Source organism: Streptomyces sp. cg40, from assembly GCF_050320165.1.
Taxonomy (GTDB): Bacteria; Actinomycetota; Actinomycetes; order Streptomycetales; family Streptomycetaceae; genus Streptomyces; species Streptomyces hokutonensis.
In genome coordinates this window covers 491,997-516,405 of the sequence record NZ_CP190128.1, presented here as the reverse complement: position 1 = coordinate 516,405, position 24,409 = coordinate 491,997, and the positions used below count along the sequence as shown (strand labels likewise).

The 24,409-nt window shown below is 70.8% G+C and carries 14 protein-coding genes and 1 riboswitch; of the genes, 5 read left to right on the top strand and 9 right to left on the bottom strand.

Going from position 1 to position 24,409, the window contains the following annotated elements; translation table 11 throughout:
* Positions 1–75: 75 nt before the first annotated feature.
* Positions 76–1,737, bottom strand: coding sequence for an NlpC/P60 family protein (locus tag ACQHII_RS02140; protein ID WP_427917547.1), 1,662 nt, complete (start codon positions 1,735–1,737; stop codon positions 76–78).
* Positions 1,738–1,745: 8 nt separating this feature from the next.
* Positions 1,746–1,919: riboswitch (cyclic di-AMP (ydaO/yuaA leader) on the bottom strand.
* A 334-nt stretch (positions 1,920–2,253) separates the two neighbouring features.
* On the opposite strand from ACQHII_RS02140, the gene ACQHII_RS02135 reads away from it, so the two are divergent.
* On the top strand, positions 2,254–4,353 hold the full coding sequence (locus ACQHII_RS02135; RefSeq protein WP_427917546.1) for a DUF1996 domain-containing protein: 2,100 nt from the start codon (positions 2,254–2,256) through the stop codon (positions 4,351–4,353).
* 72 nt (positions 4,354–4,425) lie between these two features.
* Here the strand turns inward: ACQHII_RS02135 and ACQHII_RS02130 are convergent, their stop codons facing one another.
* From ACQHII_RS02130 to ACQHII_RS02110, 5 genes are all read right to left on the bottom strand, one after another.
* A complete protein-coding gene (locus ACQHII_RS02130) occupies positions 4,426–5,871 on the bottom strand; it encodes a glyceraldehyde-3-phosphate dehydrogenase (RefSeq protein ID WP_427917545.1) in 1,446 nt (481 codons plus the stop codon).
* A gap of 149 nt (positions 5,872–6,020) precedes the next feature.
* Positions 6,021–6,335 carry an SCO5918 family protein gene (locus ACQHII_RS02125; RefSeq protein WP_427917544.1) on the bottom strand — a complete coding sequence of 105 codons (315 nt, stop codon included), beginning with the start codon at positions 6,333–6,335 and terminating at the stop codon, positions 6,021–6,023.
* A 62-nt stretch (positions 6,336–6,397) separates the two neighbouring features.
* On the bottom strand, positions 6,398–7,978 hold the full coding sequence (locus tag ACQHII_RS02120) for a DEAD/DEAH box helicase (RefSeq protein ID WP_427917543.1): 1,581 nt from the start codon (positions 7,976–7,978) through the stop codon (positions 6,398–6,400).
* A 177-nt stretch (positions 7,979–8,155) separates the two neighbouring features.
* Positions 8,156–8,359: a cold-shock protein gene (locus ACQHII_RS02115; protein WP_055516448.1), complete on the bottom strand. Its 204-nt coding sequence runs from the start codon at positions 8,357–8,359 to the stop codon at positions 8,156–8,158.
* Between the two features lie 253 nt (positions 8,360–8,612).
* A complete protein-coding gene (locus tag ACQHII_RS02110; RefSeq protein ID WP_427917542.1) occupies positions 8,613–16,436 on the bottom strand; it encodes an SDR family NAD(P)-dependent oxidoreductase in 7,824 nt (2,607 codons plus the stop codon).
* Between the two features lie 257 nt (positions 16,437–16,693).
* Between ACQHII_RS02110 and ACQHII_RS02105 the strand changes: the two genes are divergently transcribed.
* Positions 16,694–18,463 (top strand): sensor histidine kinase, encoded by a 1,770-nt coding sequence (locus ACQHII_RS02105; RefSeq protein ID WP_427917541.1) that lies wholly within the window; start codon positions 16,694–16,696, stop codon positions 18,461–18,463.
* Positions 18,460–19,194 carry a response regulator transcription factor gene (locus ACQHII_RS02100; RefSeq protein WP_427917540.1) on the top strand — a complete coding sequence of 245 codons (735 nt, stop codon included), beginning with the start codon at positions 18,460–18,462 and terminating at the stop codon, positions 19,192–19,194. The genes ACQHII_RS02105 and ACQHII_RS02100 overlap by 4 nt, the downstream gene beginning before the upstream one ends.
* Before the next feature lie 2 nt (positions 19,195–19,196).
* Here ACQHII_RS02100 and ACQHII_RS02095 read toward each other — a convergent pair whose 3' ends face one another.
* On the bottom strand, positions 19,197–19,565 hold the full coding sequence (locus ACQHII_RS02095) for a response regulator (protein WP_427917539.1): 369 nt from the start codon (positions 19,563–19,565) through the stop codon (positions 19,197–19,199).
* 150 nt (positions 19,566–19,715) lie between these two features.
* On the opposite strand from ACQHII_RS02095, the gene ACQHII_RS02090 reads away from it, so the two are divergent.
* Together ACQHII_RS02090 and ACQHII_RS02085 are read left to right on the top strand one after the other, a co-directional pair.
* Positions 19,716–20,978, top strand: a complete 1,263-nt coding sequence (locus ACQHII_RS02090) for a hypothetical protein (RefSeq protein WP_427917538.1) — start codon at positions 19,716–19,718, stop codon at positions 20,976–20,978.
* Between the two features lie 385 nt (positions 20,979–21,363).
* Positions 21,364–22,185, top strand: coding sequence for a S1 RNA-binding domain-containing protein (locus tag ACQHII_RS02085; protein ID WP_427917537.1), 822 nt, complete (start codon positions 21,364–21,366; stop codon positions 22,183–22,185).
* A 92-nt stretch (positions 22,186–22,277) separates the two neighbouring features.
* Here the strand turns inward: ACQHII_RS02085 and ACQHII_RS02080 are convergent, their stop codons facing one another.
* Positions 22,278–23,321, bottom strand: a complete 1,044-nt coding sequence (locus tag ACQHII_RS02080) for a glycoside hydrolase family 5 protein (RefSeq protein WP_427917536.1) — start codon at positions 23,319–23,321, stop codon at positions 22,278–22,280.
* 243 nt (positions 23,322–23,564) lie between these two features.
* Positions 23,565–24,392 carry an SAM-dependent methyltransferase gene (locus tag ACQHII_RS02075; protein WP_427917535.1) on the bottom strand — a complete coding sequence of 276 codons (828 nt, stop codon included), beginning with the start codon at positions 24,390–24,392 and terminating at the stop codon, positions 23,565–23,567.
* Positions 24,393–24,409: the final 17 nt, after the last annotated feature.

The window sequence follows — 24,409 nt, the reverse complement described above, 5'->3', positions numbered from 1 at the left end:
GGCCTGGGTTCCACCACTCGTAGGGACCAACGACGCGGCCCGCCGGGAGTAGCGGGCCGCGTGTGACGTAGTGGCTCAGGCCGGTCGCACGGCGCCACGGATGGCGGCGGAACCGGCGTAGAAGATCGACTCCTCGCGTATCGGCGTGCCCGGGCTCGGCGCGTGGATCATCAGTCCGTTGCCGGTGTAGAGGCCGACGTGGTCGATGCTGTCGTAGAAGAAGATCAGGTCGCCGGCGCGGATGTCCGTGAGAGGGACGAGCGCGCCCGCGCCCGACTGTTCCTGGGCGGTGCGCGGGAGCATGACCCCCGCTGCCTTCCAGGCGGCCTGGGTGAGGCTGGAGCAGTCGTACGCGTCCGGTCCCGCCGCGCCCCACAGGCAGGGCCTGCCGATCTGTGCGCGCGCGAAGGCGAGCGCGGTGTCGGTCTTGCTCTGGGTGCCGGCGTCCGGTGCGGTGGGGGTGGGCATGACGGCGGCGGGCGTCGGGCTCATGACCGGGGCCGGGGGGAGTGTGACTTCCGGGGCCATGGCCGGAGGGGCGGGGGGTGCGAGTACGGGGGCCGCGGCGAAGGAGACCTCGGGGGCGGGGGCGGCCGGCTGCCACTCCTGCTGCGGCGGGCGCCAGGACGGTTCCGGTGCGGGCTGCCAGTCGGGCTGGGGCGAGGGCTGCTGGGGGATCAGAGGTATCTGCCCGGTGGACCAAGCCTGTTGCTCGGTCACCGCGGACATCTGCCCTGTGGCCCACGGCTGCTGCTCGGTCACTGCGGGGAACTGGCCGGTGGCCCAGGGCTGTTGCTGAATCACTGCGGGCATCTGCCCTGTCGCCCAGGTCTGTTGCTCGGTCACCATGGGCATCTGTCCGGTGGACCACGTGGTCTCCGGGGCGGACCAGGCCGTCTCCGGGGGCGGCCAGGTGGCGCCCGCCGGCGCGGTCTCGGTGCGCGGCGCGCCGATGGCCGGGAGCAGGTCCAGGCTCGCGGTGAGCGGGTCGAAGGCCGGTGCTGGTGCCGGGGCGGTGGCGAACTGCTGTGGCGCCATGACGCGCGCGGCCGGCATCTCGACGGCCGGAGCGGGCGGTACCGGCGGCAGGTCGAGGACGGTTGCCGTGGGCATCTGCGCCATCTGGGCCTGAGCCATCTGCGCGATCTGGGCGAGCTGCGACATCTGAGGCATTTGTGTCTGCGACGTCTGCGGCATCACAGGAGACTGCTGTGTCTGCTGTGTCTGCTGTGCGGCGGGAGGCAGCGCCGCGACGGGTGCCGCGGTCAACTCCGCCATGGGGACCGTGAGTTGCGTGGCGATGGACTCCGGTGCGGCGGTGGTCCCCGCGGTCAGTTCGGCCACGGCACGGCCGGGCTGTGCGTCGAGCGCGCGGCCGGTGCTCTGGGGCTCGGGACGCCGTTCGGACCGCTCGGGGCGGGACTCGGCCGGGCGGGCCGGGGTCCTGCCGGGCGGCAGCATCGCCGGTACGGTCGGGCCCAGTTGGGTGCGGGCGCGGTCGAACAGCTGCCGGGTGACGGCTTCGACGGCGGGGTCGGAAGAACGTGACGCGCCGGGGCGCGACTCGACACGTGTACGCGGTTTCCCGGACATCGCACGTGTGGCGTTGTAGGTTCCGGAGTCCGTCTCGGCCCGGTCGTAAAGAGAGTTGATCCGCCGCTGGACTTCGTCGCGGCTGGGTCGGTCGTCCACGGTGGGGCCACTGCCTCCGGTGCGCGTGCGTCGTTCTGCCGGCATGGCAGACGTGCTCCTTCCGCTTCGCGCCTACCGGGTTAGCTGTCGGGTTCGGGCGTCGATCACGGAAGGTTTGCCCTACGGTCCTTGCCCTGAGGGGCAGTTGGACCGATTCACCCCAAGTTCGGTTGGGTCCCCGGCTCCGGCTGCCGCGGGCGGCACGCCGGACTCGGCGCAAGCCGTGCGGCCCGGCGCCGATCGCCGGAGTAGGTCGTACGGCCTGAACGTCAACTTAGCCAACGTGTGTGCCCCGTGTGAAGGTTGAAGCGCGATATGTCCGATACGTATTTGTGACCTTTACCTCGCCCTGGTGTGTCGAGGGGCCAGGAGCCCGCGGGGGCGGGTGATCCATAAGAGGTCGCTATGAATTTCTGGGACGGTTGAACACACCGGGACCGGGCTCCGTATTGGGTCGGGGGATTTCCATGCCGGGACGAGCCGGGCCGACCGATACGTGTAGGAGCAACTTCCTTGGCACGCAACACGCGCAGACGCCCCACAGGCGCACGACGCGCGACGATGGCAGCAGTCGCCCTGATGCTGGGCGGCGGAGGACTGATGGCGGCGAACGTCTACGCGTCGGCGTCCGAAGGTGGTTGGGGCGGCGACTCCGCCCAACAGGGTTCTCCGGACGCGGCATCGCGCGGCGCGACGATCGACTGCCCGGACATCGGCACCCAGTTGACGACGGTGCCCGACGAGGCGAAGGCCGACGTCGACAAGGAACTCGCGAATCTGGACCAGCAGATAACCGAGGCCTACCAGAAGCTTCAGGACTCCAGGGAGTCCATCCGTCAGGACGCCTCCTTCGCCGACAACGAGATCATGAATCCGTTGAAGGAGAAGCGGGCCGCGTCCATCGGGCGGATCGACGACGCCATCGCACGCGTCGGGGACCGCCCGGAGGGACTCGACGCGCTCGCCGGCTGCACCCTGATCGCGCCCACGAACGAGACCGGCGACCAGGGTGACCAGGGCGGTAACGGCGGCGACCAGAGCGCCAGTGCCAGTGCCAGCGCCAGCACCGGAGACCAGGGGCAGCAGGGCCAGCAGCAGTCCACCAACGGGCCGGTCGCCTCGGACTACGCGGACATCACCTCTGTACAGCCGAATGTGAACGCTCCGCAGGAGCAGGCCAATGCCTCCCGAGGCACGTTCGTCACCGCCTGCGGGGTGAACGAGAACGGTCTGTTCAACTCCGACAACGTGATCGTCGCGCCCGGAGTCTCCAACGGCGCCCACCACTTCCACGACTACATCGGCAACCAGTCCAACAACGCCTTCGCCAGCGACCAGGACCTCGCGAACGCCGACACGAGCTGCGAGAACCCGGGCGACAAGTCCACCTACTACTGGCCCGTGCTGCGCCTGCAGAACGGCAAGCAGGAACGGGACGCCGACAAGCCCGGCGGCGGCACCGAGGGCAACTCCGGTGAGATCGTCACGGCCAAGCAGGTCACCCTGACCTTCGAGGGCAACCCGCAGAGCAAGGTCGTCGCGATGCCGCGCCTCCTGCGCATCATCACCGGGGACGCCAAGGCCTTCGTCAACGGCCCGGCCAACGCCAACGCCTCCTGGAGCTGCACCGGGTTCGAGGACCGGCAGCTCAAGGACAAGTACCCGCTGTGCCCGGCGGGCAGCGACGTCGTGCGCACCTTCAAGTTCCAGAGCTGCTGGGACGGCCGCAACATCGACAGCGCCAACCACCGCACCCACGTGGCCTTCGAGGCCGCCGACGGCGCCTGCCCGGCGGGCTTCCAGGCCATCCCGCAACTGGTGCAGCGGATCGTCTACGCCGTCAACGCGCCCAGCCTCCAGGACGGCGGCAAGACGAGCCCGCTGTTCGCGGTGGACTCGTTCCCGGAGCAGCAGCACAAGCCCGTCACCGACCACGGCGACTTCATCAACGTCTTCTCCGAGAGCCTGATGAACGACATGGTCACCTGCATCAACAGCGGCGAGAAGTGCGGCGCCGGCACCGACAACGACCCGGGATCGGGCGGCGGTTCGGGCTCCGGCGGCGGTTCCGGTGGCGACAACGGCTCGGGTACGGCCGGTGGCACGGGTTCGGGTGACGGATCCGGCACGGGCGGCGGTTCGGGTGAGCCGCAGGAGTCCCCTACGGCCACTGAGTCCGCCACGGCGACGCCCACCGAGACCGCGTCCGACGAGCCGGCCGGAAACGGCGGCAACGACGGGAGCGGCGGCAACGGCGGCGGCAACGCGGGCAACGGCGGCAACGGAGGGACCGGCGGCAATGACGACCAGCCCACCGCCGCGCCCGAGACCAGCGCCCCGGACACCCAGACCACCGACCCCGGAGACCTGACGACCGCCGTGTCCGTCCCCAAGGCCGACACGAAGACCGAGGGGTCCAAGTCGACGGAGACACAGGGGAGTTCGAACGACAACGCCGGCGGTCAGGTCGGCAGTCCCGTGGCGACACCGCCCGACTCGTCCTCGGGCGGCGAGAGTTACGCCGCCGTGGGCCCGAACCAGCCGCAGGCTCAGGGCGGTCTGGCGGAGACCGGGGCGAACCTGTGGCCGGCGGCGGCCGGGGCGCTGCTGCTCGTCGCCGGATTCGTCGTGCTCTACCGGGGCAAGCGCAGTACTCGCTGACACCCCGCACGACTGCTGTCGACAACGGCCCGGCCACCCCGATGGGGTGGCCGGGCCGTCGTGTGCGGTCGGTCAGGCGGCCGGTGCCGGGTAGGTCGGGTACTCGACCCCGGTGACGTGCTGGACGACCCGGACGACCTGGCAGGAGTAGCCGAACTCGTTGTCGTACCAGAGGTAGAGGATCGCGTTGTCACCGTCGACCTTGGTGGCGCCCGCGTCGATGATCGAGGCGTGGCGGGAGCCCATGAAGTCGCTCGACACCGCGTCGGGGGCGGTGGTGAAGTCGATCTGCCGTTTCAGCGGGGACGTCAGCGAGACGTCGCGGAGGTAGTCCAGGACCTCGGCGCGGGTGGTCTCGCGGCCGAGCCGCAGGCTGAGGATCGCGATCGACACGTCCGGCACCGGGACCCGGATCGAGCTGCCGGTGATCGGCGCCTTGAGGTTGGGCAGCGCCTTGGCGACGGCGGAGGCGGCACCGGTCTCGGTGATCACCATGTTCAGCGGTGCCGAACGGCCGCGACGGTCGGCCTTGTGGTAATTGTCCAGCAGGTTCTGGTCGTTGGTGAACGAGTGGACCGTCTCCACATGGCCGCGCAGCACACCGTACTCGTCGGCCATCGCCTTCAGCGGCGGCACGATCGCGTTGGTGGTGCAGGACGCGCAGGACAGGATCTGCTCGTCCGGCTTGATCGTGTCGTGGTTGACGCCGTGCACGATGTTCGGGACGTCGCCCTTGCCGGGCGCGGTCAGTACGACCTTGTCGATCCCGGGCCGCAGATGCTGCGAAAGCCCTTCCCGGTCACGCCACTTGCCCGTGTTGTCGATGAGGATGGCGTCCTTGATGCCGTACGCCGTGTAGTCGACCTCGGAGGGGTCGCTCGCGTAGATCACCTTGATCTCGTTGCCGTTGGCGATGATCGTGCTGCTCGCCTCGTCGACGGTGATCGTGCCCTGGAACTGGCCGTGGATCGAGTCGCGGCGCAGCAGCGAGGCGCGCTTCACGATGTCCTGGTCCCCGCCCTGGCGTACGACGATGGCGCGCAGCCGCAGGCCGTTGCCCGAGCCGGCCTTCTCGATGAGCAGACGGGCGACCAGGCGGCCGATGCGGCCGAAGCCGTAGAGCACGACGTCGCGGCCCTCGCGGAACGCGACCTTTTCGGCGCCGGTGGCACCGGCGACGGCCTCGGCGGTGAACTCTTCGGCGGTCAGCCCGCGTTCGTCGGTGCGGTGGGTCGCGGCGAGCATGCCGATGTCGATCTGGGAGGGTCCCAGGTCGAGTGTGGTGAGCGCCCGCAGATACGGCAGGGTCTCGGTGACGGAGAGTTCCTCGCCGTCGATCTGGCGGGCGAACCGGTGGGTCTTGAGGATGCTGACCACCGACTTGTTGACCAGGGAGCGGCTGTGCAGCAGGACGGTGACGTCCCGCTCGCGGTGCAGCTTCCCGATCATCGGGATCATCGACTCCGCGATTTCCTCGCGGTGCTTCCAGTTGGTGAACGAGTCCTCGTTGACAGGCACAGGTTTCTCTTTCGAGCTAGGCGGCGCTCATATGCTAACCCGCTGTTCATCTGCTCGTTCCGAGGGGGTCCTCCTGGGCCGCCGAACGCCGTGAGGGCCCTGCCGACGCGCGTCGGCAGGGCCCTCACGGTTTGTGGCTGGTGTCGCTCCTACGCGTCCTGGGGCGCGCCGCTGCCCAGCAGCGCCGACGCGTTCTCGAACGGCGTGAGCGCGTGCACCGGCGCCGCCTCGGGCAGGGCGTGGCAGGTGAAGCCGAGCCGGGTCATCGCCCGGACGACCTCGCCGCTGGTGAAGTCGCGCGGGTCCTGCCGGGTGATGACCTGACCCACCTGCTTCACGGGGTAGCGGCGCCGCCCGATGGTCACGGACTCACCCGTGACCAGCTCGGGCTTGATGCCCTTCATCGTCTCCAGCACTCCCTGCTTGGTGAGATCGAAGGGATACCGGGCGATGACACAACGCATGTTGCCTCACAAAGAGAAGGGGAAACCGTCCGAACAGGCCGCCGAAGAGACCGAGTTGATGCCTAGGCCGCGGGCCCGAAGGACGAGCGCCGCTGTCCCCTGCTGCCGCCACCGGCACCGCCACTGCCGCCGTTGCCGCCGCTGCGGCGGGCCGTGCCGCCGCCGGTCCTGCCCTCGCCGGCGGGACGGCCACGACGGCCGCGCGACGACGAGGACGAGGTGTTGCGGCGGGTGCGCTCGCGCTGCTCCACCACCGGGGCCGCGATGACGACCGGGACGCCGGAGGGGGCCTGGGCGCCGGTGATCCGGGTCAGCTCCTCCTCGCCCGACCGCACCGAGGTGACCTCGGGGGTGACACCGGCCATGGTCATCAGGCGGGTGAAGTCACGGCGCTGGTCGGGGGTGACCAGCGTGACGACACTGCCGGACTCGCCCGCACGGGCCGTACGGCCGCCGCGGTGGAGATAGTCCTTGGGGTCGGTGGGCGGGTCGACGTTGACGACCAGGTCGAGGTTGTCGACGTGGATGCCGCGCGCCGCGACGTTGGTCGCCACCAGCGCCGTCACATGCCCGTCCTTGAACTGCGCGAGGGTGCGGGTGCGCTGCGGCTGAGACTTGCCGCCGTGCAGCCCGGCCGCGCGGACGCCGTTGTTCAGCAGGTGCTTGACCAGCTTGTCCACGGCGTGCTTGGTGTCCAGGAACATGATGACCCGGCCGTCGCGCGCCGCGATCTCGGTGGTCGCCCGCTGCTTGTCCGTGCCGTGGACGTGCAGGACGTGGTGCTCCATCGTCGTGACCGCGCCCGCGGAGGGGTCGACGGAGTGGACGACGGGGTCGGTCAGGTAACGGCGGACCAGAAGGTCCACGTTGCGGTCCAGGGTGGCCGAGAACAGCATCCGCTGGCCGCCCGTCTGCACCTGGTCCAGCAGGCCGGTGACCTGGGGCATGAAGCCCATGTCGGCCATCTGGTCGGCCTCGTCGAGGACGGTGATGGTGACGTTGTCGAGGCGGCAGTCGCCGCGGTCGATCAGGTCCTTGAGGCGTCCCGGCGTCGCGACCACGACCTCCGCGCCGCCGCGCAGCGCCCCGGCCTGGCGGCCGATGGACATACCGCCGACGACGGTCGTCATCCGCACGCTGACGGCACGGGCGTACGGGGTGAGCGCGTCGGTGACCTGCTGGGCCAGCTCGCGGGTCGGGACGAGGACGAGCGCGAGCGGCTGCCGCGGCTCGGCCCGGCGGCCCGCCGTACGGGCCAGCATCGCGAGGCCGAAGGCGAGGGTCTTGCCGGAGCCGGTACGGCCGCGGCCGAGAACGTCGCGCCCGGCAAGGGAGTTGGGGAGGGTCGTCGCCTGGATCGGGAACGGGACGGTGACGCCCTCGTGGCTGAGCGCGGCCAACAGCTTGGCGGGCATGTCGAGTTCGGCGAACGACTCCACGGCCGGCAGGCCGGGGGTCACCGTCTTCGGCAGCGCGAACTCGCCCTGGAGCGCGGCCGGTCGGCCGCCGCCGCCCTTGGAGCGGCGCGGAGCACCGGAGCGATTGCCGGCCGGAGCCGCCGAGCGGTAGCCGCCGCTCTTTCCGGATTCCGGATTTCCATTGCGCTTTCGCGCGAAGCGATCATTTGTACGTGCGCGGTTCAATGTGGAACCTTCCTTGATATGGCACGTATCAAGGAATTCCCGCGGTGAATGAACGGCGCAGAGAATCGCAAGAACGAGCCGGTGGCTTCGACGGAATTACGCCGAAGCATGGAAAATGCAGCGAGCTGGGGCCCGCACCCCAAGGTGCGGGCCCCAGCTGCGAAGTTAACGTCGGTGTTACGCAGGGACGATGTTCTCGGCCGTCGGGCCCTTCTGGCCCTGCGCGATGTCGAAGGTCACCTTCTGACCCTCCTGCAGCTCGCGGAAGCCCTGGGCGGCGATGTTCGAGTAGTGGGCGAAGACGTCAGCGCCGCCGCCGTCCTGCTCGATGAAGCCGAAACCCTTTTCCGAGTTGAACCACTTCACGGTGCCACTGGCCATTTTGTTCTCCTTCGGGGCGGTCAGCGGAGTCCGCACTGCGCGGGCTCCGTGTCGCCGTGATGATCACCCCGCCGGAAGAAAAACCGGACACACAAAAAAATGCTCCACCGCCTCGGAGGGCGGTGCGGGCATCTGAAGGGTTTGGCAACCACAACTGCAACTGAGATCAATAGTAGCACGGCGCGATCGTGAGTGTGCGGCCGTGAATTCCGTTTCTGCTGCCGCGAACATAGATATTCGACCCGCCGTCGGGCTATGCGAGGCCGTCGATCCAGTCGCGGAGGGCCTTGGCCGTGGTCGGCGCGTCCTCTTCGAGCACGCTGAGGTGAGTGCCCGGGGCATCGGCCGTGTCCCGCACGCAGGGCCAGGACGTTCGCCACTCCGCCGGCATGTCCGCCAGCGGCGCGGAGGCCCGGACCAACAGGCTTGGCACCCGCGTGAGTTCGGGCTGCCAGCCGCGGAACATCCGCGTGTAGGCGCCCAGAGACAGCAGCGTCAGATCGTCCACCAGGGTGTCGAATCTCTCGCCGGCCGCCAGCGGAATCCGGGCGGGCAGGGACAGCAGCCACGGCTCGGCCTCCCGGTCCGGGGTGATGTGGTACGAGTCGATCAGCACGAGTCCGGCCGGGGGAGCGCCGAGACCCGCGAGGTGCGCGGTGAGCGCGTGCGCGGCCGAACCGCCCATGGAATGGCCGACCACTACATAGGGGCGATTCCCGACCTGGTGCCGCACGGTCACGGCGTGCGACGCGATCAGCGTCTCCAGATCCCGTGGCACCGCGTCCCCGTGATCGATCCCGGAGTGCCGCACCTCGAACACGTCCCGCTCACCCTCGAAGCAGGCCGCGAGTCCGGCGTACCAAGGGCGGCCCAGGTTGGAGGCGAAGCCGGGAACGCAGACCAGGGCCGGCCCCCGGGTGCCCGAGGCCAGCCGCAACGGCGGCAGCGCGTGCCGGGCGGCCTCCTCGGGGCCGAAGACGGTCGCGCCGATCGACGCGGTCACCAGCAGATGCATGGCCGATACGACGTCTCCCGTCTCGCACACCTGTCGGTACAGGGCCGGCAGCGACTGCCCGGCTCCGCGTCCGCGCCCACCGGACCGCGCCGGTGTCGATGCCTGTGCCGGTGCCTGTGCCGGGAGGCTCGCGGCGGCGGGCTCGTCGGGCAGGGTGCCGCGCAGTTCGCCGTACAGGTGCTCGGCGAGCTGGTCGGTGTCCGGCCAGTCGTAGGCCACGGTGACCGCCAACGATGTCCCGGTCAGCAGGCTCAGCCGGTTGCAGAGCATGACCCGCATCAGGGAGTCGAGGCCCAGTTCCGCGAAGTCCCGGTCCACGGCGTCGACTTCCGTGTGTCCGAGCACGGCGGCGACCTCGGTACGGACGAACGTCCGCAGGGTGGGCAACCGCTCGGCCGGGGCCAGGGCCGCGAGTCGGTTCCGCCAGGATCCGGCGTCGTCGTCCGACACCCCACCGCCACCGCCCGCGCTCGCTGTGGTGGCTGCGGGCCGGCCCGTGCGCAACAGCCCGCGAAGCGGTGGCGGGACGATCGCCTTGGGCGAGCGGTCCAACGGCAGTGGTGCCAGCACGGGTTCAGTGCTGCACAGCGCAGCGTCGAAGAGCGCGAACGCCTGCTCCGGAGAGACCGCGCGCACCGGGCCGCCGTGCACTCGCCCGCTGCGCGCCGCCATGCCCTCCTCGTCCGCCCACGCACCCCAGACCAACGACAGTGCGCGCAGGCCCAGTTCGGAGCGATGGCGCGCGAGCGCGTCCAGGAAGGAGTTCGCCGCCGCGTAGTTGGCCTGCCCCGGGTTGCCCAGCAGCCCGGCCGCCGACGAGAACAGCACGAACCGGGCCAGCGGCAGATCCTTCGTCGACTCGTGCAACTGCCAGGCCGCATCGACCTTCGGCCGCAGCACCGCCGCCAGCCGCTCGGGCGTCATCGACGCCAGCACACCGTCGTCCAGCACCCCAGCCGCGTGCACTACGGCGGTCAGGTCGGGCCCGAACGCCTTCAGTACGGCGGCGAGTTGCTCGCGCTCGGTGATGTCGCAGGCCACCAGATCCGCCTGCGCGCCCGCCTGTTCCAGATCCGCGCGCAACTTCCGTGCGCCCGGAGCCTGTTCGCCGCGCCGACTGAGGAGCACGAGCCGTCGCACCCCGTGCCGGTCGACCAGGTGACGGGCCAGCATCGCCCCCAGGGACCCCGTGCCGCCGGTGATCAGGACCGTGCCCCCGGTGAGTGAGCCCTCGACCTCGGAAGGGGGCGCGGCTGCCAGCCGGGGCACGCTCAACGCGCCGTCGCGCAGGGCGATTTGGGGTTCGCCCGTGGCGAGCGCGGCGGGCAGTTGCCGTAGCGACTCGGGGTGGCCGTCCACGTCCACGAGGGTGAGGCGCCCGGGGTACTCGGCCTGGGCGGTTCGGAGCAGGCCCCAGAGCGTGGCGGCGGGCAGGTCGGGCGACGGTGCGGAGGCGCCGCGCGTGACCACGGTCAGGTGTCCAGAACCGGCGAGGTGTGTTTGCAGCAACTGCATTGCTCGTGCCGTGAGTTGGTGCGCCTCGGTGACCGGGTCCGTGTCCTGGTCGCCGGGGGCGGCCAAGGAGGCGACGGTCGTCTCCGGTGTCTCCTCGGACCAGGTCGCCTCGTCGTCGGCGGAGGTGAGGAACGCGGCCAGACCCAGGTCGTCCGTCTCCGACACCGCCACGGCGGTGACCTCACCGGCAGTCGGTACGTTCGTCCACCGCAGCCGGTACAGCTCCCCGGCCGGGGCAGGACCGATCTCCGGTGCCGGTCGGGTCGTCATCGACTCCAGGCGGGCCACGGGTGCGCCGGTGGGGGTCGCGAGATCGAGGGCGATCGTGTCCGGGCCGGGCCTCGTCATACGGACGCGCAGTGCCGTCGCGCCCGTCGCGTGCACGGTCAGGCCTCGCCAGGCGAACGGCAGTCGGGCCGGACCGGTGGGCGGTTCGGCGAGCAGACCCGGGTGCAGGGCGGCGTCCAGCAGGGCAGGGTGGAGGACATGGCGCCGGGCGTCCGCGACGGGCAACGGGCCTACCTCGGCGAAGAGTTCCTCGTCCCGCCGCCACAACGCGGTGACCCCTTGGAACGCCGGACCGTACGCCAGCCCGGCCGCGGCCACCCGGTCGTAGGCCTCGGAAAGATCCACCCGTGTGGCACCCGTCGGCGGCCACACGGTGAGCGGGTCGGCCGGGACACCCGGCATGATCGGGCCGAGCCGGCCGGTCGCGTGCTGCGTCCAGGCGCCGAGCGCCCCGGACGCCTCGGACCGCGCGTACACGTCCGCCGCGCGGCGCCCGGAGTCGTCCGGCTCACCCAGCACCACCTGGACCTGGATGCCCTCTTCGTCGTCGTCGGGCAGGAACAGCGGGTTCAGCAGGGCGAGTTCCTCCAGTACGGCCAGCCCGCACAGGTCGCCCGCGTGCAGCACGAGGTCGGCGAAGGCCGCGCCCGGTACGAGGGTGTGTTCGCCCACGACGTGGTCCCGCAACCACGGCTGGGCCGCACCGGACAACCGGCCGCCGCACAGCAACCGTTCCGTGCCGGGCACGGAGACCACCTGCGTCACCAGCGGGTGGCCGGAACCGGCGGACGCGTCACTCCCGGCGTCGGGCAGCCAGTAGCGCTGCCGCTGGAAGGGATAGGTCGGCAAGTCGTCGACCCGCCGGGCGCCGCTGCCCGCGTAGACCTGATGCCAGTCCAACCGCGCGCCGTGCACGTGGAGTTGGCCGAGTGCGTCGTACAGCGTGCGCGACTCGGCGCTGCCCCGCCGGGCCGTCGCGGCGAAGAGGAGTTCCCTGTCGGTCCCGGCGGCCTGGGCGGTGAGATGGGCGTCCGGGCCGATCTCGGCGCACGCGGTCACCCGCCCGTCGTGCGCCAGCCAGTCGACGGCGTCCCCGAACCGCACGGCCTCACGGGCGTGCCGTACCCAGTAGGCGGCCGATCGCAGCTCTTTACCTGTGGCCGGAAGCCCGGTCAGGCCCGACAACACCGGGACGGTGGGGTCGCTGTACGCCAACTCGCCCGCGATACTGCCGAATTCGGCGAGCATCGGCTCCATCAGCGGGGAGTGGAAGGCGTGGCTGACCCGTAGCCGGACGGTACGGCGGCCCCGTACGGCGAAGCGTTCCGCGAGCGCGAGGACCGGCTCCTCCGTGCCGGAGACGACGACCGCGCGCGGGCCGTTCACGGCAGCGATCACGACCCCCTCGGTCAGCTCGGCCGTCACCTCCGCCTCGGTGGCGTCGAGCGCCACCATCGCGCCGCCCTCCGGCAGTTCCCGCATCAACCTCCCTCGGGCCGCGACCAGTTCGACGGCGTCCGCCTCGGACAGCACGCCCGCGCAGTGCGCCGCCGCCAGCTCGCCGACCGAGTGCCCGGCGAGGAAGTCCGGCCGTACACCCCAGGAAGTCACCAGCCGGAAGACGGACACCTCATAGCTGAACAGGGCGGCCTGGGCGAAGTCCGTACGGTCCAGCAGGACGCTCTTCTCCGCGTCCCAGAGCACCGAGCGCAGCGGATGCTCCAGGTGCGCGTCGAAGCGTGCGCACAGGGCGTCGAAGGTGGTCGCGAACACCGGGAAGGCGTCGTGCAACTGCTGTCCCATGCCCGTGCGTTGCGCGCCCTGGCCGGTGAACAACAGGGCCAGGCGGGCGGTGGTGTGCGGGGGAGCGGACTCCGTCAGGGCGTCGAGGGCGGTCAGGGTCGCTGCCCGGTCGCCGGTGGTGACGGCCGCTCGGTGGGGGAGTCCGGCTCGGCTGGTGGCGTGGGTGAACGCCACGTCCAGCAGGGGGAGTTCGGGATGCTCGCGGAGGAAGGCCGCGGTGCGTGCTGCCTGTGCCCGGAGGGCGGACGGGGTCGCGGCTGAGAGGAGCAATGGGGGTGTCAGCGTGTTGCGCAGGGGCGGTGCCGCCTCTGCTTCCGCCTCCTCCAGGATCACGTGCGCGTTGGTGCCGCCGATGCCGAACGCCGAGACCGCCGCCCGCCTCGGCCGTCCGGGCTCGGGCCGCCACTCCTCGTCCTGGGTCAGCAGCCGTACCGTGCCCGACGACCAGTCCACGTGCGGAGACGGTTCGTCGGCGTGCAGAGTGCGGGGGAGTCGGTCGTGGTGCATCGCCAGCACCGTCTTGATGACACCGCCGACCCCGGCCGCCGCCTGAGTGTGTCCGAGGTTGGACTTCAACGAGCCCAGCCACAGCGGGCGTTGGGCGGGACGGTCCCGGCCGTAGGTGGCGAGGAGCGCGTGTGCTTCGATCGGGTCGCCGAGCGCGGTGCCCGTGCCGTGTGCCTCCACGGTGTCGATGTCGGCGGGGGACAGCCCCGCGTCGGCCAGTGCCGCGTGGATCACCCGTTGCTGCGCGGGGCCGTTGGGGGCGGTGAGGCCGTTGGACGCGCCGTCGGAGTTGACGGCCGAGCCGCGCAGCACGGCCAGTACGGGGTGGCCGTTGCGGCGTGCGTCCGAGAGCCGTTCCAGCAGGACCAGGCCCACGCCCTCGCCCCACGCGGTACCGTCGGCCGCCGCCGAGAAGGGCTTGCAGCGGCCGTCCGGAGCCAGCCCGCGCAGTCTGCTGAACGCGACGAACGGGCCGGGCGACGACATGACCGTGACCCCGCCGGCCAGTGCGAGAGAGCACTCCCCGGAGCGCAGGGACCGTACCGCCGAATGCATCGCGACCAGCGACGACGAGCAGGCCGTGTCCACGGTCACGGCGGGGCCGTGCAACCCCAGCGTGTAGGCGATACGGCCGGAGGCCACGCTGCCGGCCGAGCCGAGGGCGAGATGCGCCTCCAACTCGTGTCCGCCGTGGTGCAGTCGGCTCGCGTAGGTGGCGTGCATGACGCCCACGAAGACACCGGTGTCGCTGTCGCGCAGACCGGCGGGGTCCAGCCCCGCCCGCTCGATCAGCTCCCAGCTCGTCTCCAGGAGCAACCGTTGCTGGGGGTCGGTGGCCAGGGCCTCGCGGGGTGACATGGCGAAGAAGGCCGCGTCGAAGTCGGCGGCGTCGTGCAGGAATCCGCCCCGGCGGGTGACCGACTTGCCCAGGCGGTCGGGGTCCGGGTCGTACAGGTCGGCCACGTTCCAGCCGCGGTCGGCGGGGAAGTCGGAGGTCGCGTCCGTGCCGTCGGCGACCAGCCGCCACAGGTCCTCCGGTGACGCCACCCCGCCCGGATAGCGGCAGGCCATGGCGACCACGGCGATGGGCTCACCGGGGTCGCCCGCGGAAGCGCGCGTGGGCATCGGGTGGCTCTCGCCGTGCAGCGCGGCGCGCACCAGGTCCGCCACGGCGGCGGGCGTGGGATGGTCGAACACCAGCGTCGCGGGCAGCGCGAGACCGGTCGCCGTGCCCAGCCGGTCGCGCAGCAGGACGGCGCCGAGCGAGGTCAACCCCTGGGCGCTGAAAGGTACTTCGGGGTCAAGCTCGGGTACGGGGACGTCGAGGGTGCGTGCCGTCACGTCGAGAACCAGGTCGAGCACGGCGTCCGACGCGGCGGACAGCCGCTCGCGCAGAGCTGCCGAGGCGGCCGTACGTTCCGCGGTCAGGCGCTCAGGCAACTCCTCGACGAGCACCGCGCGGGCGATCTTCCCGGACGCGGTACGGGGAAGGGACGCGGTCGGATAGATCTCGTCGGGCACCTTGAACCCGGACAGCCGCTCCCGGCAGGCGGCGAGTGCCCGCTCCGTGTCGACGCCGTCCGGGCCGGGCACGACGAAGGCCACCGGCACCTCGCCCAGCACATCGTGGCGCCGGCCGACGACCGCGGCGTCGACGATGTCGGGGCGGGCCAGCAACACCCGTTCCACCTCGGACGGGTTGATGTTCACACCGCCCCGGATGATGAGTTCCTTGACCCTGCCGGTGACATGGAGATGGCCGTTCGCATCGCGGCGCCCGAGGTCCCCGGTGCGGTACCAGCCGTCGGTGAACGCCGCCGCGGTCGCGTCCGGCCGGTTGTGATAGCCGGCCATCAGCCCGGGACCGCGCACCCAGATCTCGCCCTCGTCCTCGTCGCCCGCCTCGGCACCGGTGGACGGGTCGGTGATGCGGACGTCCAGCACCAGCAGTGGAAATCCGCGCGAGGGGTCGTCGCGGGGGCTGTCCAGCCGTTCGAGCGCGATCTTGCCGCAGGTCTCGGTGGAGCCGTACCCGTCGAGCAGAGGAGCGCCCAGGGTCTGTTCGACCTCGGCCCGCAACTCCGGTGAACAGGGCGCCCCGCCGCTGACACACACCCTCAGCGACGCGGGTACCGGACGTGCCGTCTCGCGCAGTGACTCCAGCAGGAGACGGTAGGTGGCGGGCACCCCTCCCAGGACGGTGAACGGCTCGGCGGCGAGCGCCTCGGCGACGTTCGCGCCCGGCCCGAGCACGCGTGCGGTCGCACCGACCGAGACGACACCCAGCAGGCACACGGAGTGGCCCAAGGCGTGGAACATGGGCAACGGCCACAGCAATAGGTCCTGTTGCTCCAGCCCGTAGGCCGGTACGTAGGCCTTCGTCACCGACCACAGCGCGGAACGCTGCGTGGAGACCACGCCCTTGCTCTGGCCGGTGGTGCCCGAGGTGTAGTGGATCCAGGCCGGCTCGTCGAACCCGAGGTCGTCACGGGCTGCCGTAGCCGACTCCGTTCCGGCGAGGTCCTCGAAGTCGAGGGTGCCGTCGGCGAGTTCGTCCCGTCCGACGACGATCACCTGTCGTACGGAGGCCGGTTGGGCGACCGGCTGCTCCGTCACGATCGCGACGGCGCCGCTGTCGTCGAGGAAGTACGCCAACTCCTCCGCCGACGCGGCGGAGTTGAGCAGCACGCCGATCGCCCCGGCACGCAACACGCCGAGCCAGGCCTCGACCAGCTCCACCCGGTTGCCCAGATGGATCGCGACCCGGTCCCCACGCCCCACCCCGAGCCGTACCAGATGACCCGCCAGCCGGGCCGTGCGCCGCTCCAACTCCCGGTAGGTGACGGCACGTCGGTCGTCCAGATAGGCGGTCCTGTCGCCGATCCGATCCGAGTGCTCCCGCAGAATGCCGGGCAGCGTGCGCGTCAACTCGTCGTCGGAAACGGCCATTTCCACCCCTAAATGCTCACCAACCCCGAGTGGCAACCGTACGACAGGCGCCCTCCGGAACCCGGTATCGGGCAGGATCTTCGGCATGGCGATCTGCGACCACTGCTCCGCGGCCAGCGACGGGGATCGAACGGATCCTTCAGTCGGCCCCGACGACCAGACCGGCGAGTGACCCGTATTGCGCGGATTCCGCCACGCAAGGGGTTGTCGCGGCCCTACGCTGAGTAGTCGCGTCGGTGGGGGAGGGGGCGGCGTACTTGTCCGGTGCCCTGGGCGTGCGACTGTCGGCCCGGCGAGAGGCGGTCGCGCTGGCCGTGTTCGGCGCGGGGTTCGGGACGTACGTCCTGATCGTGACCGCTCCTGGCCGGTACACCACCACGACCACGATCCCGTTCTCGGGAGCCGTCGGCGGGCTGTACCTGGTGGCCGGACTGCTGGCCCGGCTGCGACGACCCGGCAATCGCGTCGGGCTGATGATGCTGCTGGTGGGGATCGGCTGGTTCGCGGAGGATCTCCAGATCAGCCTGGACCCGGTCGTGCACACCGTGGGCCTGCTTGTCCGTTCGGCCTCCAGCGGTTTCCTCATCCCGCTGCTACTGATGTATCCGGACGGCCTGTTGAGATCCCGCACCGATCGCGTGCTGGCCGGTGCCGGATATCTGACGGCCTTCGTGCTGATGCCGCTCAGCGTGCCGTTCTCCACCTCGGTCGTGCGGAACCTGCTGCTGGTGCACCCGGTGGACTGGTTGCGGCAGGCGACCGACGTGGTCCAGTTCGTCATGAGCGGAGCCGTGGTCGCCGCCCTGCTGGCCCACTGGACGACCGCCACCCGCCCCGCCCGCCGCGTCCTCGCCCCGCTCTACGTCGTCGGCCTGGTCGGCGGTCTCGCCTCCGCGCTGGACGGGATGCTCGGGACCGGGCCCTCCTGGACCCACACCCCCCTCATCAACCTCGCGCATGTGTCCGTGCTGCTCCTGCCGTTGGCGTTCCTGGCCGGCGTGTGGCGCGTCCGGCTGGGCCGCACCGCCGTGGCCGACCTGCTCCGCCGGATGCCGCTCGCCTCCAAGGAGCAACTCCGGGACGCGCTCGCGAAAGCACTTGGAGACACCTCCGTGCAAGTGGGGTTCCCCGCCTCGGACGCCGTCGGCTACGTCGACAGCCAGGGCCGTACGCTCAGCGCGGCGCCCGGGCAGCAGGTCAGTCCGCTGGAACGGAACGGGCGGCGGGTCGGCGTCCTGCTCCACGACCCGGCGCTGCGGGAGGACAGATACGTACTGGAGGCGGTCGTCTCGGCGGTGGCGCTCGAACTGGACAACCAGCGGCTCGCCGCCGAGGTGCGGGCACAGCTCGTCGAGGTACGGGCGTCCCGCGCCCGCATCGTCGAAGCGGGCGACGAGCAGCGCCGACGGATCGAGCACGATCTGCACGACGGCGCGCAGTCCAGGTTCGTCACCGCGCTGGTGACGCTGCGGCTGGCACGTCAACGACTGGCCGCCCAGCGGGTGCCCGAGCCGGCAGCGTCGGCCGAGCTGGCCGAACTCCTGGACCGCATCGCCGAGTTGATGGGCGAGGGCATGGACCAGCTGCGCGACCTCGCCCACGGAATCCATCCGGCGGTCCTCAGCGAGACGGGGCTCGTGGCGGCCCTGGAGATGATCGCCGCTCGCTCCCCCTGCCCGGTCCGGGTCAGCGCGACCGAGGTCCCCGAACTGCCGCGGCCCCTCGCGGCCACCGCGTACTTCATCGCGGCGGAGGCGGTCACCAACGCACTGAAACACGCCCACGCGACGACCATCGACATCGACGTACGACACGAGGACGGCGTACTGCGGCTCGCGGTCACCGACGACGGCATCGGCGGCGCCGACCCGGAAGGGGGCACCGGGCTGCTCGGGCTGCGGGACCGGGTGGCGGTGTTCGACGGCGAGATGACCGTCAGCAGCCCGCCGGGCCAAGGGACCGTCGTAGCAGCCACGTTGACGACCGGACGGGCCTGGTGTTCCGAGGGGGAGGACGGAGAAGGATGAGGGATTCGGGACGGACACCGGAGTGGACACCACACGGGGAGGGACCGGCGGCCGCAGGGCGGACCGACCCGCTGCGTATCGTGCTCGCCGATGACGAACGGCTGTTCCGGTCCGCGCTGGCCGCACTGCTGGAGAGCCGTGGACACCGGATCACCGCCCAGGTCGGCGACGCGGACGCCCTTCGAGCGGCGGTCGCCCGCACCGACCCCGACCTCGCGGTGATCGACATCAGGATGCCGCCGACGAAGCGCCTGGAGGGCCTGCGGGCCGCGGTCGACATCCGGCAGTCCCACCCCGGAGTGGGGATTCTCCTGCTGTCCCAGAGCATTCAGGTAACCCATCTCTCCGAACTGACGGGTTCGGGTGTCAGAGGTGTGGGCTATCTCCTCAAGGAGCGGGTCGCCGACGAACACTTCCTCGACACCGTGCGCCGAATCGCCGCAGGAGAGTGCGAGTTCGACCAGGAGGTACTACGGCTGCTGTTCAACGGCCCCCACCAGCAAGGCCGGTTGGCCAGACTCAGCGCACGGGAACTGGAGGTGCTGAAACTCATGGCGCAGGGGCTGACCAACCCTGCCATCGCGAGTCACCTCGTGGTCACCGTGAAGACGGTCGAGACCCATGTCGGCAGTGTTTTCAAGCGACTTGGCCTCCCCGACGAGAGCGAGGGCGAGTACCACCGGCGTGTGCTCGCCGTCCTCACGTATCTGCAGTCCGATCGAACCCTCTGACCTCAGTCGTCGTCCGCCGTGACGAAGTGGGACAGCGCGGCGGCCGAGAGCCGTGCCTTCGTCAGGAAACCGGCCGCCGGGCAGTGGGCGATCCGCCCGCCGAACTCGTCGGCCTCACGCACCGAACAGAGGACGACCACCACCCCTGACGCCAGTGTGCTCAACTCCCGCGTGGCGGCGAACACATCCTCGCCCGGGAGACCGAGATCCAGGAGCACGAGGTCGGGACGGTTTCCCCCGGCGATCGCCGTGACGGCCGCCGACGCCGAGGCGGCCTCCGACACGGTGTACTCGCCGTCGACCTCCAACAGGGCGCGTACGGCGGCTCGGTAGACGGGATCGTCGTCCACGATCAGCACGCTGCGGCCCATGCCCCCATGGTGGCGGACCCGCACGGGCGACGGCATCAGGGCCAGCACCGAGAACACCGGTCAGGAGACAGGTGGTTGCCCCGAAGACCCCGGCCCGCCGTGATCTCACACTGGTGGGACAGCCCATTGCGGGGTCATCGGGGGGAACGTATGTGGGGTCATCGGGGGAGGCTGCTCGCGCCGGCACTGCTCGCGGCGCTGCTGGCAACGGGGTGCAAGGACCCGACAGAGGGTACGACGGTCTCCGTCAAACCCGCGTTCCTGCCGGTGACGTTCACGATCGACGCGTCGGGCAACATCAGCGTCTCCGCCGACGCGTCGATCGTGACACCGCTGGGTGAGGTGTCGGTGTCGGGGTTCCAGCGGGAGCTGGGCAACCCCAAGCCGTATCTCGTGGCGGCCATCCGCCATCTGGAGGGGAGCACGACATCCGGCGCGAACGCGGCCGTGGACCGGACCACGGGGGCGGTCCACCCCGCGTACGCGCCGGATCTCGGGTACGCCGAGGCCGCCGGGAGCTCGAACACGGTCTACTCGCTGTACCGGATCGAGGCCAAGGGCCGTCATGTCCGGCCCGCGCTGAACGGGCAGCCCCTGGCGCTGGCGAAGAGCGGCACGATAGTCGTCGACGCCACGCATACCCAGCCCGGGCGGGTGACCCAGTTGCAGATCGCCGACGCTCCGGAGCAGCAGCATTCGCCGGTGCCGACCAGTACGGCGTCCTCCTGTGCGGGAACCGACGCCGTCGGGATCACCCTGCCCGAGGTGTCCGCGGGGGCCGATGTCACCGACACCGTCACGGAGTTGGCGGCCGACTGCCTTCAGGTCCAGTACGCGGCGGAGCCCAAGGACGGGGTGGCGGAGGGCACGGTGTCACGGGTCGTGATTCCGGTCGACGGCCCGGCCGACGCGGTGCAGCTGCCTCGCGTCGACGAGGGAGCGCCGGGGCCGGGGGACCGGGTGACGGCGAGCCGCCGTACGCCGGCAACGGTGTATGTCGCGGCGACGGCGCCCACGCCCTCGGCCTCGCCGTCGCTCTCGCCGAGCGGCAGCGGCGAGACCACCGGACAGCCGACGGACGAGCCCTCGGTGCCGGGGACCACGCCGGTGGAAGGGGCCGCGTACGCGCCCGTCCGTACGAGCCCGGGCACGGTCGGAGAACGGACCAGTCACATCGAGGCGGGCGGCCACTACCCGGCACTGTGCATGACCCACGGCGAGACGGTGCAGGCCCACGGCTACACCAGTGACCTGTGGGTCGAGTTGGCCCTCAGCGCCGGGGGCACCGGCTGGGTCACGGCCACGGCGATCACCGGAGGTCCTGACGGACTCTCGCTCCCGGAGTGCGCCGACACCGGGAGCGGGTCCGGGACTCCGTCGCCGACGGTCTCGGACGCCGTACCGACGAGCTGACGACCAGCAGGCTCGGAGAACTCGGCGTCGCCGTCCGGGAGTTGAACGAGGGCCTGTCCGCCGGACAGGCCATCGTGCCGTGACTAACCGCGTCGGCCCGCCGGATCGTGGGCGACCGAGTCCTGATCCCCGCTGCCGGGGAGCTCGGAACCGGTGCCCGGAGGGCGATGTGCTCGGCGTAACGGCTGTCGGCGGCGGTCAGGACGTCATGCGTGTTCTTCTGGGAGAGGTCGACGGAGATCACGCGGATGTCCTGCGGGATCAGACCGTAGACGGCTATTGTCCGCAGCCGGTCCCGGAACCACAGGGGCGAGCCGGCAGACTCCCTGTGGGGAGGGCTTGATCCCGATGTGGGCAACGGACTCACCGTGAGAGGCTGCACGGCATGGGGGCAGCGGGGGACGATCAGGCGGCCAGGGAATTCCTGGCGGGGATCCACGTGGGGGACATCTGCGGCGGGACCGTCGAGGAGGTCACGCGGTCCCAGGGGGTGGTGGTCACCCTGGACGGGTTCTCCGCGCGCCCGCTCGGGGTCGTCTGGCCGGCGGACGTCTCTTGGCGCCGGAAGACGGCCGAGGCCGTGGAGGTCGGCCGGCGGATCACCGCTGAAGTGGTGGCCGTCGATCTCGACGAGGGGCGGGTGCGGCTGGCGATGACCGCTACCGAGAACCCGGAACTCTGGGCGTTCCTGACCTCACGTCAACCCGGCGAGGTGCTCTCCGGGACGGTCGCCGCGATCGAGCGGTTCGGCGTGTTCGTGGCGCTGGACGACGGCCCCGAGCACCCCGTCTTCCCCGGCGTCGGGTTCATCACGATCCCCGAACTGTCCTGGCGTCGCATCGACGCCGCTTCGGACGTCGTTCGGGTCGGGCAGCGTGTCTCGTGCGAGTTCCTCCAGTTCGACGACTGGAACGGAGAGGCGCGGCTGTCGTTGCGGGCTATGCGGCCGGACCCCTTCGCGGTGTTCGCCGAAGGGGTCACGGTGGGTCGGGCACTGCACGGACAGGTCACCAAGGTGGTGCCGTTCGGCGTCTTCGTGCGGGTCGCCGACGGCATCGAGGGGCTGGTCCAGCTGCGAGAACTCGCAGAGCCGCCTGTGGAGACGGCGGAGGGCATCCTTGGAGTGGGCGGCGAGCTCATGGTCGTCGTCACCGAAGTCGACCTGGAACGACGCAGGTTGGCGCTTTCCCCGGCGCACCGGCCGTGAACTCCCGCACCCGCCCGCGCTGTTCGCCATGAGCCAGGTGCCGGGATCCGCCCCCGCATCGCCCTCGCGCGGAGACGGATCAGGCAGCCGCCTCAGGACTTGACCGGCCGCCCCCGGCCCCACGCCCAGGCGAGGCGGTCCGCGCCGGACTGGTTGGTCGTCTCCAGCCAGGGGCGGGCCGCGTCACCGATGAGCTTCTGGATCGAGTACGTGTCGTCGGTGCGCAGACCGGGCCAGTAGACGGAGCCCATGCCGAGCTTGCGGAAGGTGTCGGTGTCGGCCTGGATGAAGTTGACCGAATTGTCGTCAGGGGTAGGCACGTTGTAGTTCAGGCCCGTGGTCATGGGGGCGCCGAACTCGTCGGCCACGGTGCGGTTGGCGCAGTCGCCGAGGCGTACCTTGAGGTCGCTCACCCACTGGTCGTAGGTGGCGTAGTCCTTCCAGAAGCCGTAGTGGTGCAGGGAGAGGTACGTGCCCTTGAGGCGCGGGTCGGCGCAGACCGTGGTGACGTGGTCGTTGTAGCCGGCGCCGCTCACGAACACCCGGTTGCGCGGCACGTGGGAGTAGGTGTCGAGCCACTTGGCGGCGAGGTCGGCCCACTCGGCGTCGGTGTAGCCGTGGGGCTCGTTCATCGGCTCGAAGTAGACGCGCTGGTTGTGCTGGTAGGCCTTCACCACGGTGTCCCACATGGGCCAGTACGTGGCGGGGTCGTCGATGAAGCCGTCCTTGTTGGCGCCCGTGCCCTCCCAGTACGACACGATGACCTTGAAGCCCTGTGCCGTGGCCGCGTCGATGACTCCGCGGTACGACTTCCAGTAACTGCCGTTCACCGTGTACGGGTTGATGGGCAGCCGCACCGTGTTGGCGCCGAGGTTGGCGCGGAAGGCCGCGATGACTCGGGTCGCCTTGGCGTACGTCTGCGTGTAGGTGTCGGACAGCGACAGGCCGGACAGGACGACCGGGTCGTCGGCGTAATTGTCGCGCGGGTCGGCCCAGTTGACGCCCTTGAACTGGGACGTGTTCGTGCTCGGCGCGGCGGAGGCGGGGCCGCCGGCCAGCGTGGTGCCGGTGACCGCGGCGATCGCGACGGCCACGAAGGTGGCCCGCAGACGGGTTCTGGCGGGGTTGGTGCGCATCGACTTGCCCTTTCAGGAATGGCGGCTCGACGCAGGGCGGGGCCTGCGCGCGGCTGAGCGGCCGTCGGAACAGCTACCGGGCGGGACGGGTGTGTCGGCTCGCCGTCTCCGGGCCCGGTGGGCTCGGCGTGAGGGAGTAGAGGCGGATGTTTACGCAAACATGGCGGCGCCGGAATCGTGGCATCCGGCACCGCCATCGTCAAGGTTTCCCGCACGTAACGCCGCCCGCGTCCCGCGACGCGGCTACGGCTTGATGCCCACCCCGGTCCACAGGCTGACCTCGGCGTCCGTGGGCTGCTCCGCCGTGACGGTGTCCTCGTCGGCGGCGTCGGGGCGCCAGCGGTGGCCGACCGCCACGCCGGGTTCGAGCAGGTCGAGCCCGGTGAAGAAGCGGGAGACGTCCTTCTGGGAGCGGAACTGCACCGGTGTCCCGGCGTTGGTGTAGATCGACGTCACCTTCTCCCAGGTCGCGGGGTCGAAGTCGGGCGTGCAGTGGCTTATCGCCAGGGCGCTGCCCGAGGGGAGGACCGACAGCAGGCGCTCGACGAGCCCGTACGGGTCCTGGGCGTCGGTGACGAAGTGCAGGAGCGCGTTGAGGGAGAGCGCGACCGGCTGGCCGAGGTCCAGTACCTCGGCCAACTCCGGTGCGTTGAGGAGCGTTTCGGGGTCGTTGACGTCCGCCTGCACATAGGTGGTGCGGCCCTGCCGGGTGCTGCGCATCAGCCGCTCGGCGTACTTGAGGACCAGCGGGTCATTGTCGGCGTAGACCACCCGGGCCTCGGGGACCACGGACTGGGCGACCTGGTGCAGGTTCGGTTCGGTGGGGATGCCGGTGCCGATGTCGAGCCACTGCCGGATGCCGTGCTCGCGGGCCAGGACACGGGTGGCCCGGTGCATGAACGCGCGGTTCTCGCGGGCGCAGACGAAGATGGCCGGGTAGGCCGCCGCGACCGTCTCGGCCGCCTGCTTGTCGATCTCGAAGTGGTCCTTGCCGCCCAGGTAGTAGTCGTACATGCGGGCGGAGTGCGGCCTGCTGGTGTCGATGTCCCGCGCGGCGTGGGGGTTGGTCATGCTGTCCCTCTCAAGTG